At 56.0% G+C, this 13,120-nt stretch carries 11 protein-coding genes; 4 read left to right on the forward strand and 7 right to left on the reverse strand.

Translation table 11 applies throughout. The features are described 5' to 3' along the window. Nucleotides 1-41: 41 nt before the first annotated feature. From ACRDD5_RS14605 to zwf, 3 genes are all read right to left on the reverse strand, one after another. Nucleotides 42-683 carry a bifunctional 4-hydroxy-2-oxoglutarate aldolase/2-dehydro-3-deoxy-phosphogluconate aldolase gene (locus tag ACRDD5_RS14605; RefSeq protein WP_271283981.1) on the reverse strand — a complete coding sequence of 214 codons (642 nt, stop codon included), beginning with the start codon at nucleotides 681-683 and terminating at the stop codon, nucleotides 42-44. A 39-nt stretch (nucleotides 684-722) separates the two neighbouring features. Then, on the reverse strand, nucleotides 723-2,534 hold the full coding sequence (edd, locus tag ACRDD5_RS14610) for a phosphogluconate dehydratase (protein ID WP_438677141.1): 1,812 nt from the start codon (nucleotides 2,532-2,534) through the stop codon (nucleotides 723-725). A gap of 234 nt (nucleotides 2,535-2,768) precedes the next feature. Continuing rightward, complete coding sequence (zwf, locus tag ACRDD5_RS14615; protein WP_271283979.1) at nucleotides 2,769-4,244, reverse strand: glucose-6-phosphate dehydrogenase; 1,476 nt, start codon at nucleotides 4,242-4,244, stop codon at nucleotides 2,769-2,771. A gap of 322 nt (nucleotides 4,245-4,566) precedes the next feature. On the opposite strand from zwf, the gene ACRDD5_RS14620 reads away from it, so the two are divergent. Next, entirely contained in the window at nucleotides 4,567-5,472 is a 906-nt protein-coding gene (locus tag ACRDD5_RS14620) for a MurR/RpiR family transcriptional regulator (protein WP_271283978.1), read from the forward strand. A gap of 122 nt (nucleotides 5,473-5,594) precedes the next feature. Further along, nucleotides 5,595-7,037 carry a pyruvate kinase gene (gene pyk / locus ACRDD5_RS14625; RefSeq protein ID WP_271283977.1) on the forward strand — a complete coding sequence of 481 codons (1,443 nt, stop codon included), beginning with the start codon at nucleotides 5,595-5,597 and terminating at the stop codon, nucleotides 7,035-7,037. Nucleotides 7,038-7,075: 38 nt separating this feature from the next. Here pyk and lpxM read toward each other — a convergent pair whose 3' ends face one another. The 3 genes from lpxM to znuA form a co-directional block, all read right to left on the reverse strand. Then, on the reverse strand, nucleotides 7,076-8,047 hold the full coding sequence (gene lpxM, locus ACRDD5_RS14630; RefSeq protein ID WP_271283976.1) for a lauroyl-Kdo(2)-lipid IV(A) myristoyltransferase: 972 nt from the start codon (nucleotides 8,045-8,047) through the stop codon (nucleotides 7,076-7,078). Between the two features lie 117 nt (nucleotides 8,048-8,164). Beyond that, nucleotides 8,165-9,487 carry a murein DD-endopeptidase MepM gene (gene mepM / locus ACRDD5_RS14635; protein ID WP_271283975.1) on the reverse strand — a complete coding sequence of 441 codons (1,323 nt, stop codon included), beginning with the start codon at nucleotides 9,485-9,487 and terminating at the stop codon, nucleotides 8,165-8,167. A 15-nt stretch (nucleotides 9,488-9,502) separates the two neighbouring features. Then, nucleotides 9,503-10,447, reverse strand: coding sequence for a zinc ABC transporter substrate-binding protein ZnuA (znuA, locus tag ACRDD5_RS14640; RefSeq protein ID WP_438677158.1), 945 nt, complete (start codon nucleotides 10,445-10,447; stop codon nucleotides 9,503-9,505). A 77-nt stretch (nucleotides 10,448-10,524) separates the two neighbouring features. Here znuA and znuC point away from each other — a divergent pair, with 77 nt between their 5' ends. Then, complete coding sequence (gene znuC, locus ACRDD5_RS14645) at nucleotides 10,525-11,280, forward strand: zinc ABC transporter ATP-binding protein ZnuC (protein WP_438677142.1); 756 nt, start codon at nucleotides 10,525-10,527, stop codon at nucleotides 11,278-11,280. After that, nucleotides 11,277-12,062: a zinc ABC transporter permease subunit ZnuB gene (gene znuB / locus ACRDD5_RS14650; RefSeq protein ID WP_271283973.1), complete on the forward strand. Its 786-nt coding sequence runs from the start codon at nucleotides 11,277-11,279 to the stop codon at nucleotides 12,060-12,062. The genes znuC and znuB overlap by 4 nt, the downstream gene beginning before the upstream one ends. Before the next feature lie 41 nt (nucleotides 12,063-12,103). On the opposite strand, the gene ruvB is transcribed toward znuB, so the two are convergent. Next, on the reverse strand, nucleotides 12,104-13,114 hold the full coding sequence (gene ruvB, locus ACRDD5_RS14655) for a Holliday junction branch migration DNA helicase RuvB (RefSeq protein WP_271283972.1): 1,011 nt from the start codon (nucleotides 13,112-13,114) through the stop codon (nucleotides 12,104-12,106). Between the last annotated feature and the right edge of the window lie 6 nt (nucleotides 13,115-13,120).

Consider the following 13,120-nt stretch of genomic DNA (forward strand, 5'->3'; position numbering starts at 1 on the left):
AAAACGGGCCGAATGGCCCGTTTTTTGTCAGTTCGATAACCTTACTGCTGCGCGCCTTCAACGGCATCGCGCGCCAGTTTGGTAATGCGATCCCAGTCGCCTGCTTCCAGTGCATCCGCTGGCACCAGCCAGGAGCCGCCGATACAGAGCACACTTTTCAGCGCCAGGTAGTCACGGTAGTTAGCCGGAGTGATGCCGCCAGTCGGGCAGAAACGGACCTGCGCGAACGGACCCGCAATCGCCTGCAGCGCTTTGGTGCCGCCATTGGCTTCAGCCGGGAAGAATTTGAACTCTTTCAGGCCGTAGTCCAGACCCAGCATCAGTTCAGACACGGTGCTGATGCCTGGGATCAGTGGAATAGAACCTTCGGTCGCGGCTTTCAGCAGCGGCTCGGTCAGTCCCGGGCTAATCGCGAACTGTGCGCCCGCTTCGGTCACTTCAGCCAGCTGCTGTGGGTTCAGCACGGTGCCCGCACCGATGATTGCTTCCGGCACTTCTTTGGCAATGGCGCGAATAGCATCCATTGCACAGGCGGTACGCAGGGTGACTTCCAGCACGCGGACGCCACCGGCAACCAGCGCTTTCGCCATCGGTACAGCATGTTCCAGCTTGTTGACCACGATAACAGGCACTACCGGGCCAGTTTTCAGGATTGCTTCTGCACTTGTATTCCAGTTTTTCATCAGAGTTTTTCTCTCACCAGATCGATTATTCTTGTCGTCTTAAAACGTAATACAGGTCGCGCCCTGCTCCGCGCCCGAGAGTTTCTCGCGCAGCGCGCTGAACATTTCGCGCCCCGTCCCCACGCGCGATGCGCTCAGGTCAGGAATATGCGGCTTACGAGCGGCAAGTACCGCTTCGTCGACCAGTAAGGTTAACTCACCCGTCTGGCCGTTAACACGGATCATGTCACCGTCGTACACTTTCGCCAGTAATCCCCCGTCGTAGGCTTCCGGGGTCACATGAATTGCCGATGGCACTTTACCTGATGCGCCGGAGAGGCGTCCATCGGTAACTAACGCAATTTTGAAACAGCGGTCCAATAATACACCAAGCGGCGGCATTAGTTTATGTAATTCTGGCATCCCGTTCGCTTTTGGTCCCTGATGACGCACCACCACCACGCAATCTTTGTCCAGCAGACCCGCTTCAAAAGCCGGCAGAACGTCATGCTGGCTTTCAAAAACAATCGCCGGAGCTTCAACGATCTGGTTTTCTACCGGCACCGCAGAGGTCTTCATCACCGCGCGACCGAGGTTACCGTTCAGCACTTTGGTGCCACCGTGGTGAGAGAATGGCTTATCGAAGGTAGCGATCACGCTGTCATCCAGCGATGCCGTTGCCCCTTCACGCCAGTCGAGCACGCCGTCGTTCAGCCACGGCTCCTGGAGATAACGCTTAAGGCCGAAACCGGCAACAGTATTGACGTCTTCATGCAGCAGGCCGCCTTTCAGCAGTTCACGCATCAGAACCGGTACGCCGCCCGCTGCCTGGAAATGGTTGATATCCGCCGGGCCGTTCGGGTACAGGCGAGTCATCAGCGGGACGACTTCTGAGAGATCGGAGAAATCATCCCAGTTGATCTGGATCCCTGCCGCACGCGCCATCGCCACCATGTGCATGGTGTGGTTGGTGGAACCGCCGGTCGCCAGCAGCGCCACGATACCGTTCACCACCACTTTTTCATCGACCATTTTCCCGAGCGGCATCCATTCGTTGCCGTTTCCGGTCAGACGCGTGACCTGCCGCGCCGCGGCGGCCGTCAGCGCTTCGCGCAGCGGGGCATCCGGATGGACAAACGACGAGCCCGGGAGCTGCATCCCCATAAACTCTACCACCATCTGATTGGTGTTAGCGGTGCCGTAAAATGTACAGGTGCCCGGCGCATGATAAGACGCCGCTTCTGACTCCAGCAGCGCCATGCGATCGACCTTGCCTTCGGCATACAGCTGACGAATGCGCACTTTTTCTTTGTTCGCCAGACCGCTAGCCATTGGGCCTGACGGAACAAACAGCGCAGGCAGATGACCAAACGACAGCGCCGCCATCGCCAGGCCCGGGACGATTTTATCGCACACGCCAAGGTACAGCGCACCATCAAACATGTTGTGCGACAGGCCTACCGCCGCCGACATGGCGATCACTTCGCGGCTCAGCAGAGAAAGTTCCATGCCGTCCTGACCCTGTGTCACGCCATCGCACATAGCCGGCACGCCGCCCGCCACCTGCCCAACCGCATTGGCCTGGTGCAGTGCTTTACGAATGATGTCCGGGTAGGTCTCGTACGGCTGATGCGCCGAGAGCATGTCGTTATAGGAGGTAATGATCGCGATATTGTTACGCAGCATGCTTTTCAGCGAGGCTTTATCTTCAGGCTGGCAGGCAGCAAAACCGTGCGCCAGATTCCCGCAGGCCAGCTGCGAGCGATGGACCGTATCGCTCTTCGCCTGCTGGATGCGTGCGAGGTAGGCAGAACGGGTCTCTTTTGAGCGCTCAATAATGCGCTGTGTTACGCGTAACATTTTCGGATTCATAGAAGCTCCTGTAATTTATCTGTCCGCGCTCTGGATTTAACAAAACGTTTAGCGGGCTGAAACATCCCTGAAACGCTTGATGGCCGGAGCTCTGGGGCAAAATCGCTTCAGCCAGTGTAATAAAAAAAGCTCCGGGTGGAAATCCACCCGGAGCTTAAATGATTAATTATTGTGCGCTGGCCTGAGCCAGATCATGTTACCGGTAAAATACCTCGTAGGGATTAACGATAAACCTTACTCAAACTCGTTCCAGGAACGGCCGTCGCGGGTGATCATCGCTACCGAGGCAACCGGTCCCCAGGTGCCTGCCTGATACGGCTTAGGTGCATCCTGATCGGCGGCCCAGGCTTCGGTAATGGAGTCGACCCACTTCCACGCCTCTTCCACTTCATCACGACGGACAAACAGCGCCTGAATGCCGCGCATGGTTTCCAGCAGCAGACGCTCATACGCATCGGCCAGATGAGTCTGGTTGAAGGTTTCGGAGTAGCTCAGATCCAGCTTGGTGGTCTGCAGGTTATGCTTATGGTCGAGGCCCGGCACTTTGTTCAGCACCTGAATATCCACGCCTTCGTCCGGCTGCAGACGGATAGTCAGTTTGTTCTGTGGCAGCTCCTGCCAGGACTCTTTGAACAGGTTCAGTTCCGGGTTCTTGAAGTACACCACCACTTCAGAGCATTTGGCTGGCAGACGTTTACCGGTACGCAGGTAGAACGGCACACCCGCCCAGCGCCAGTTATCGATATCGACGCGGATCGCCACGAAGGTCTCGGTGCTGCTGGTTTTATTGGCACCCTCTTCTTCCAGGTAGCCCGGCACTTTCTGGCCCTGAGCAAAACCGGCGGTATACTGGCCGCGAACGGTTTTTTCGCGCACATTGGAACGATCGATGCGACGCAGCGACTTCAGCACTTTCACTTTCTCATCGCGAATACTGTCCGCAGACAGATCGGACGGCGGTGCCATGGCGATCATGCACAGGATTTGCAGCAGGTGGTTCTGAATCATATCGCGCATCTGACCGGCCTGGTCAAAGTAACCCCAGCGCCCTTCGATACCCACCTCTTCCGCCACGGTGATCTCCACGTGGTCGATTGTGCGGTTATCCCAGTTGTTGACGAACAGGGAGTTGGCAAAGCGCAGCGCCAGCAGGTTCAGCACCGTCTCTTTACCGAGGTAGTGGTCAATACGGTAAACCTGGCACTCTTCAAAATATTCGCCGACCTGGTCGTTAATTTCGCGGGAGGTCGCAAGCGACGTGCCCAGCGGTTTCTCCATCACCACGCGAGCCGGTTTGGCATTCAGTTTCGCCTCGCCCAGACCTTTGCAGATGGCGCCGAAGGTGCTTGGTGGCATGGCAAAATAGTTGATGGTGACGCGATTTTTCTGATCGAGCATCTCACCCAGTTGGGTAAAGGCAGTCGTATCGTTAACGTCCAGGTTACAGAAATCGAGACGTCCACTCAGCGTATCCCACAAACTTTCATCGATTTTCTCTTTCATGAAAGTTTCCAGCGCTTCGCGCACGACTTTGGTATACGCGTCTTTATCCCAGTCCGCACGGCCCACGCCCAGAATGCGCGTATCCGGGTGGATTTGACCCGCTTTTTCCAGTTGATACAGGGAAGGCAGCAATTTACGGCGTGCAAGATCGCCTTTCGCGCCGAAAATGACCAGGTCACATGCCTGGGCTGTTTGCGTTACCGCCATGTCATTCTCCTCAGTTGGATATCCTGGTGCTTTTGCCAGATTACCGTTGTAATTTTATTACAATGCACTGTACTGCTTTTACGTCATTCCCGAAACCATTAGCACTTATCCTGTCGTGCGAAACGGCGGTTTTTGCCCCCGGATTGCTTTGAACGCGGTTGTGACGTAAAAGCTGCTGAAATTTTGTACTGCATGAACGTTGCTAAAATCCGACAGCGATCAAGTAATGAAAAAAAACAACAACATTTTTTTCAGGGCTTGCCCTTTTCGGCCGGTCACAGGCGTATATTCTTGCTAATTCGAATCGCGATTTCACCCATTAATGAAATCGTTTCCACCGATGAGTGTCGTGTTAATAATGAACATGCTGGAAAAAATCCAGTTTCAACTGGAACACCTTAGCAAATCCGAACGGAAAGTGGCTGAAGTAATTCTCGCCACCCCCGCTCAGGCCATTCATTCCAGCATCGCCACTCTGGCTCAGGAGTCGGGGGTCAGTGAACCGACCGTTAACCGATTCTGCCGCAGTATGGAGACGCGTGGCTTCCCTGATTTTAAACTGCATCTGGCGCAAAGTCTGGCGAACGGGACGCCTTACGTAAATCGCAACGTCGATGAAGACGACAGCGTGGAGGCCTATACCGGCAAGATTTTTGAATCAGCGATGGCGACGCTGGATCAGGTTCGCCAGTCGCTGGATATGGCGTCGGTGAATCGCGCCGTTGATTTGCTGACCCAGGCCAAGAAGATTGCGTTCTTTGGGCTCGGCTCGTCGGCGGCGGTCGCCCATGATGCCATGAACAAATTTTTCCGTTTTAATGTGCCGGTTATCTATTCCGACGACATTGTCCTGCAACGCATGAGCTGTATGAATTGTAACGATGATGACGTGGTAGTGCTGATTTCGCATACCGGACGCACCAAAAGTCTGGTGGAGCTGGCCCAGCTGGCGCGTGAAAACGATGCCATTGTCATTGCCCTTACCACCGCCGGTACGCCGCTGGCGCGGGAAGCGACGCTGGCAATCACCCTCGATGTGCCGGAGGACACCGACATGTATATGCCCATGGTGTCCCGTCTGGCGCAGCTGACGGTGATCGATGTGCTGGCAACCGGCTTTACTCTGCGCCGTGGCGCTAAATTCAGAGATAACTTGAAGCGAGTCAAAGAAGCGCTCAAGGAATCGCGTTTTGATAAAGAATTGTTCATCAAGGGTGATGTTCCCTGATCGTCAATTACAAGGTTGTTACCTTTTTCAGTATTCGGTATTTTCCTTGTTCGTACAGAGCAAACAGAGTGCCGAATTATCGTTCACGCAACACCAGGTTGTTTCAGTCAATGGAGTATTACATGACCAGAAGGCTTCGCAGAACCAAGATCGTTACCACCTTAGGCCCGGCCACAGACCGCGATAATAACCTCGAGAAAATCATCGCCGCAGGTGCCAACGTGGTACGTATGAACTTCTCCCACGGTACGCCGGAAGATCATAAATTACGTGCGGATAAAGTCCGTGAGATCGCGGCAAAACTGGGACGCCACATCGCTATTCTTGGGGACCTTCAGGGACCTAAGATCCGCGTCTCAACCTTTAAAGAAGGCAAAGTCTTCCTCAATATCGGGGATAAATTCCTGCTCGACGCCAACATGAGCAAAGGCGAAGGCGATAAAGAGAAAGTGGGGATCGACTACAAAGGTCTGCCTGCTGACGTGGTTCCGGGCGACATCCTGCTGCTCGACGACGGTCGCGTACAGCTGAAAGTGCTCAGCGTTCAGGGTATGAAAGTGTTTACCGAAGTGACCGTTGGCGGCCCGCTCTCCAACAATAAAGGCATCAACAAGCTGGGCGGGGGTCTTTCCGCTGAAGCCCTGACCGAGAAAGACAAAGCCGATATCATCACTGCAGCCGAGATTGGCGTGGATTATCTGGCGGTCTCTTTCCCACGCTGTGGCGAAGATCTGAACTACGCTCGCCGTCTGGCACGCGACGCAGGGTGTGATGCCAAAATCGTCGCAAAAGTAGAACGTGCGGAAGCGGTCTGCAGCCAGGATGCAATGGATGACATCATCCTCGCCTCTGACGTGGTGATGGTTGCCCGTGGCGACCTCGGCGTTGAGATTGGCGACCCGGAACTGGTCGGGATCCAGAAGGCGCTGATCCGCCGCGCTCGTCAGTTGAACCGTTCGGTGATCACCGCCACCCAGATGATGGAGTCGATGATCACCAACCCGATGCCAACCCGTGCAGAGGTGATGGATGTGGCAAACGCCGTGCTGGATGGCACCGATGCCGTGATGCTGTCAGCGGAAACCGCCGCAGGTCAGTACCCGGCAGAAACCGTGGCCGCGATGGCGCGCGTCTGTCTGGGTGCCGAGAAGATCCCAAGCATCAACGTCTCCAAGCACCGTCTGGACATTCAGTTCGACAACGTGGAAGAAGCGATTGCGATGTCCGCGATGTACGCGGCCAACCACCTGAAAGGCGTCACGGCGATCATCACCATGACGGAATCGGGCCGTACCGCCCTGATGACCTCACGTATCAGCTCCGGTCTGCCGATTTTTGCGATGTCCCGTCATGAGCGCACCCTGAACCTGACCGCGCTGTACCGTGGCGTAACCCCGGTTTACTTCGACAGCACCAGCGACGGTGTAGCTGCGGCGAACGATGCGGTGAACCTGCTGCGCGACAAAGGCTACCTGGTCTCCGGCGATATCGTCATCGTGACCCAGGGTGATGTGATGAGCACCATCGGCTCCACCAACACCACCCGCGTGATGACCGTCGAGTAACAGGTCTCTCCCCTCTTCCTGTCGGAAGAGGGGCTTTTTTACTTCCTCGGATATAACTCTTTGCGCTGATACGGCTCAGTTTCGCCGGGCTTGCGCGTCTTCAGCAATTTCAAGATCCAGGTGTACTGCTCCAGATGCGGTGCCACCAGAATCTCGACCTCTTCGTTCATCCGCCGCGCGATGGTTACATCGTCAGCGGTCAGCAGATCGTCCATCGGCGGGCGCACTTCAATCGTCAGACGATGGGTTTTGCCGTCGTAAACCGGGAACAGGGGGATCACTCGCGCCCGGCACACCTTCATCAGGCGGCCAATCGCGGGCAGCGTCGCTTTATAGGTCGAGAAGAAATCAACGAACTCGCTGTGCTCTGCACCATGATCCTGATCGGGCAGATAGTAGCCCCAGTAGCCCTGACGCACCGACTGGATAAATGGCTTGATACCGTCGTTACGGGCATGCAGACGCCCGCCAAAGCGACGACGCACGGTGTTCCATACATAATCGAAGATTTTATTCCCCTGGTTATGGAACATTGCCGCCATTTTTTGGCCCTGCGACGCCATCAGCATCGCCGGAATATCCACGCCCCAGCCGTGCGGCACGAGGAAAATCACCTTTTCGTCGTTGCGGCGCATCTCGTCGATGATCTCCAGCCCTTTCCAGTCGACACGCTGAGCGACTTTCTCCGGACCGCGTAACGCCAGCTCGCCCATCATCGCCATCGCCTGCGGCGCAGTGGTGAACATCTCGTCGATGATCGCCTCACGTTCCGCCTCGCTCTTTTCCGGGAAGCAGTAGAGCAGGTTTATCTGTGCGCGACGACGGGCGCTTTTGCCGAATTTGCCCGCGAGACGCCCCACTTTTCCCAGCACCGGATCGCGCACGGCAGCAGGAAGCAGTGCAATACCGGCAAAGGCAAAGACCCCAAACCAGGCACCCCAGAAGCGCGGATGGCGAAAGTTTTTTTCAAATTCAGGAATGTATTCAATGTTATTTTTTTTGGTTTCCATGCTTTTTCCAGGGCGGGTGATGCACAAAAGAGTCAGGCATTAGTTTAGCGAGGCCGTGCGCCAGGCACAAAAGAAAAAGCCGGCGCATCGTCTGCACCGGCTTTGGTCGCCCGGAAATTAATCCAGGCCGAGTTGCGGAATAACCTCTTTGACCTGCGCCAGATAATCGCTACGGTCTTTGCCGGTCAGCCCTTCGGTACGCGGCAGTTTCGCCGTGAGCGGGTTGACGGCCAGCTGGTTGATCCACACTTCATAGTGCAGATGCGGACCGGTAGAGCGGCCGGTATTGCCCGACAGCGCAATGCGATCGCCACGTTTCACCTTCTGGCCAGGCTTCACCAGCAGCTTGCGCAGGTGCATATAACGGGTGGTATAGGTCCGCCCGTGACGCACGGCAACGTAATAGCCTGCGGCCCCGCTGCGTTTCGCCATCACCACTTCACCATCACCGACGGCCAGCACCGGCGTACCCTGCGGCATGGCGAAATCGACGCCACGGTGCGGCGCAACGCGACCGGTAACCGGGTTCAGACGACGCGGGTTAAAGTTCGACGACACGCGGAACTGTTTTGAGGTCGGGAAGCGCAGGAAACCTTTTGCCAGCCCGGTACCGTTACGGTCGTAGAACTTACCGTCTTCGGCGCGGATCGCGTAATAGTCTTTACCGTCCGAGCGCAAACGCACCCCGACCAGTTGGCTTTGCTCACGCTTGCCGTCAAGCATTTCACGGGACATCAGTACCGACCAGGCATCGCCTTTTTTCAGTTTACGGAAATCCATCTGCCACTGCATGGCTTTGATCACCGAACTGATTTCACCGCTGGTCAACCCGGCGTCACGTGCGCTGGCGACAAAGCTACCGCCGCCTAACGTGCCTTTCATCGCACTGTTGACCCAGTCGCCCTGCTGCAGTTCGCTGGTCATCTTGAAACCGTTTTCAGTACGATCGTAGGTACGGGTTTCACGACGCGACATTTCCCAGGTCAGGCGCTGTAAATCACCGGCATCGGTCAACGTCCAGGAGAGCTGTTGGCCGATTTTCAGGTTACGCAGCTCTTTATCCGAGGCGGCAAGCTGGCTGATATCGCCCATTTCAATGCCGTACTGGTTAAGAACGCTGCTGAGCGTATCGCCGGTGGAGACCACATATTCATGAACACCGACTTCAGCTTCAGTCTTGTCATCAAGTTCATCCTGCGGGATCGCTTCCTCTTCCTGCGCAGCCTGATCGATGGGTTCACTGGCTTCTGGCAATAACGACCGGACGTCACTCTTCTCCAGTTCGATAGTCTTGACAATAGGTGTAGAGACTGGATGGTAAATATAGGGCCGCCAGACGGCGACCGCTAAGGTGAGTACTGTAAGCGACCCCAGCATGACGCGGTGGGGCCGGGGCAGATTATTAAATGCCAGAGCGACAGAGCGGGCTATCTGTTGCACGTATTCACTTCCTCGTTAATCTCCTTTCAGGCAGCTCGCATACTGGTTCGCCAGTTGGCTGAGGAACTGAGAATAGCTCGCTTTGCTCAACTGGATAGAGGTTCCAAGCGGGTCAAGGGTGCCCATACGTACGGACGTTCCCCTTGCCACGGCTTCAACGACCGCTGGCCTGAACTGTGGCTCAGCAAAAACGCAGGTCGCTTTTTGCTCAACCAACTGTGTTCTGATTTCATGTAAACGCTGCGCACCAGGTTGAATTTCGGGGTTTACGGTGAAGTGGCCAAGCGGCGTGAGACCGTAGTGTTTTTCGTAGTAGCCGTAGGCATCATGAAAAACGAAATATCCTTTACCTTTCAATGGTGCGAGCTCGGTACCTACCTGCTTGTCGGTTGTGGCAAGTTGTGCCTCAAAATCCTTCAGGTTGGCGTCTAATTTGGCTCGACTTTGCGGCATAAGTTCCACTAATTTTTCGTGGATTGCAATCGCTGACAGGCGGGCGATCTCAGGCGAAAGCCAAAGATGCATATTGTACTCGCCGTGATGGTGATGCTCGTCACCTTTTGCCCCAGCGCCATGATCGTGATCATGCTCATCCCCGTCATCATCGTCGCCTTTCATCAACAACGGTTTGACACCTGAAAGATTAGCGATGGTAACCTGTTTGGTCTCAGGCAACTGACCTGCTGACTTTTGCATGAAGGCTTCCATGTCCGGGCCAATCCATACTACTAAGTCCGCGTTTTGTAAGCGTTTTACATCGGAAGGGCGCAGAGAATAATCGTGCTCTGAAGCCCCGTCCGGCAGTAAAACCTGAGTTTCTGTAACACCATCAGCAATGGCTGAGGCGATAAAACCGAGCGGCTTAAGCGAAGCGACTACGGCGGCGTTAACATCTTGTGCTGCGGAACCCCAAAGGGCAGCGGATAATGCTGCGAAAAGAAGCGTATTTTTCTGTAACATAATGCGACTATTCATCGTAATGAGTGTGTGGAATGTGATATTATAACATTCGATAACTTCTGCAAGCATAAATTGACATGACGACTTTGGTATCTCTCGAAAAAATTTCGGTTTCATTTGGCCAGCGCCGCGTCCTCTCTGACGTGTCCCTGGATCTGAAAGCCGGTAGAATTTTAACGCTGCTCGGCCCGAACGGTGCGGGCAAATCAACGCTGGTGCGCGTGGTGCTGGGTCTGGTCGCACCGGACACTGGTATTATCAAGCGTGACGGCAAGTTACGTATTGGCTATGTCCCGCAAAAGCTGCATCTGGACGCGACTCTGCCGCTGACCGTGAGCCGTTTTTTACGTCTGCGCCCCGACACCCGTAAGGAGGATATCCTCCCTGCCCTCAAGCGGGTGCAGGCCGGGCATCTGATCGAGGCGCCGCTGCAAAAGCTGTCCGGCGGTGAGACACAGCGCGTTTTGCTGGCCCGGGCGCTGCTCAATAAACCACAACTACTGGTGCTCGACGAACCGACTCAGGGCGTGGATGTCAATGGTCAGGTCGCGCTGTATGACCTGATCGATCAGCTGCGTAAAGAGTTGGGCTGCGCCGTGCTGATGGTCTCCCACGACCTGCATCTGGTAATGGCGAAGACCGACGAGGTGCTGTGTCTCAACCAGCACATCTGCTGCTCCGGCACGCCGGAAGTGGTCTCCATGCATCCGGAGTTTATCTCGATGTTTGGCCCACGCGGCGCTGAACAGCTCGGCATTTATCGCCATCATCACAATCACCGCCATGATTTGCAGGGCCGCATTGTTCTGCGCCGGGGAAACGGTAACTCATGATTGAATTATTATTACCCGGCTGGCTGGCCGGGATGATGCTCGCCTGCGCGGCGGGTCCACTCGGCTCGTTCGTAGTCTGGCGCAGAATGTCTTACTTTGGCGATACGCTGGCGCATGCTTCTCTGCTGGGTGTGGCCTTTGGCTTACTGCTGGATGTCAATCCGTTTTACGCGGTCATTGCGGTCACGTTGATGCTGGCAGCCGGGCTGGTGTGGCTGGAAAAGCGTCCGCACCTGGCAGTGGATACGCTGCTCGGGATCATGGCTCACAGCGCCCTGTCGCTGGGGCTGGTGGTGGTCAGCCTGATGCACAACATCCGCGTGGATCTGATGGCCTATCTGTTTGGCGACCTGCTGGCAGTAACGCCGGACGATTTGATCGCCATAGCCATTGGCGTCGTGGTGGTGCTGGCTATCCTGCTGTGGCAGTGGCGAAACCTGCTGGCGATGACCATCAGCCCGGACCTGGCCTTTGTTGACGGCGTGAAGCTGCAGCGGGTCAAGCTGCTGTTGATGCTGGTCACCGCGCTGACCATTGGCGTGGCGATGAAGTTTGTCGGGGCGTTGATCATTACGTCGCTGCTGATTATCCCTGCCGCCACCGCACGTCGTTTTGCCCGTACGCCGGAGCAAATGGCCAGTGTCGCCGTTGGGGTGGGGATGCTTGCGGTGACCGGAGGACTCACCTTCTCAGCGTTTTACGACACGCCTGCCGGACCGTCAGTGGTGCTGTGCGCCGCGATGATGTTTATCTTCAGTATGATGAAAAAGCCCGCCAGCTGAACCATGCCCCGGTGGCGTTTCGCTTACCGGGGTGACAGTGGCTATGGCATTGCGGGAGGGGTAATACCGAAATGGTTCCACGCCCGCACGGTCGCCATGCGGCCGCGCGGGGTACGCTGGAGGAAGCCCTGCTGGATCAGATAAGGCTCCAGCACGTCTTCAATGGTGTCACGCTCTTCGCCAATGGCGGCGGCCAGGTTATCCAGACCCACAGGTCCACCAAAGAATTTGTCCAGCACCGCCAGCAGTAGCTTGCGGTCCATATAGTCAAAGCCTTCGGCATCGACGTTCAGCATATCCAGTGCCTGAGCGGCGATATCCAGCGAAATGGTGCCGTCGTGCTTCACCTCCGCAAAGTCTCGCACCCGACGCAGCAGGCGGTTGGCGATACGCGGCGTGCCACGGGAACGCTTCGCCACTTCAAAAGCCCCCTCTTCGCTAAGCTCAAGGCCCATATAGCGCGCGCTGCGGCTGACGATGTGCTGCAGATCGGCCACCTGATAAAATTCCAGCCGCTGCACAATGCCGAAACGATCGCGCAGTGGCGAGGTTAACGAGCCCGCACGGGTGGTGGCACCAATCAGGGTAAACGGCGGGAGATCGATTTTAATCGAGCGCGCCGCCGGACCTTCACCAATCATGATATCCAGCTGATAGTCTTCCATTGCCGGATAGAGCACCTCTTCCACCACCGGTGAAAGACGATGGATTTCATCGATAAACAGCACGTCATGAGGTTCGAGGTTGGTCAGCATCGCCGCCAGATCGCCGGCCTTTTCCAGCACCGGGCCGGACGTGGTGCGTAAATTGACGCCCATCTCGTTGGCGACAATATTCGCGAGGGTGGTTTTGCCAAGCCCTGGCGGGCCGAAGATCAGCAGGTGGTCCAGCGCATCGCCGCGCAGTTTTGCCGCCTGGATAAAGATCTCCATCTGCGAGCGGACCTGCGGCTGGCCGATATACTCATCCAGCAGCTTCGGGCGGATCGCCCTGTCTACCAGATCTTCAGTCTGAACGCTGCCTGCCGACACCAGACGGTCTGCTTCAATCATCCTTTA

This window comes from Silvania sp., assembly GCF_051656365.1.
GTDB classification, from domain to species: Bacteria; Pseudomonadota; Gammaproteobacteria; order Enterobacterales; family Enterobacteriaceae; genus Enterobacter; species Enterobacter hatchlandensis.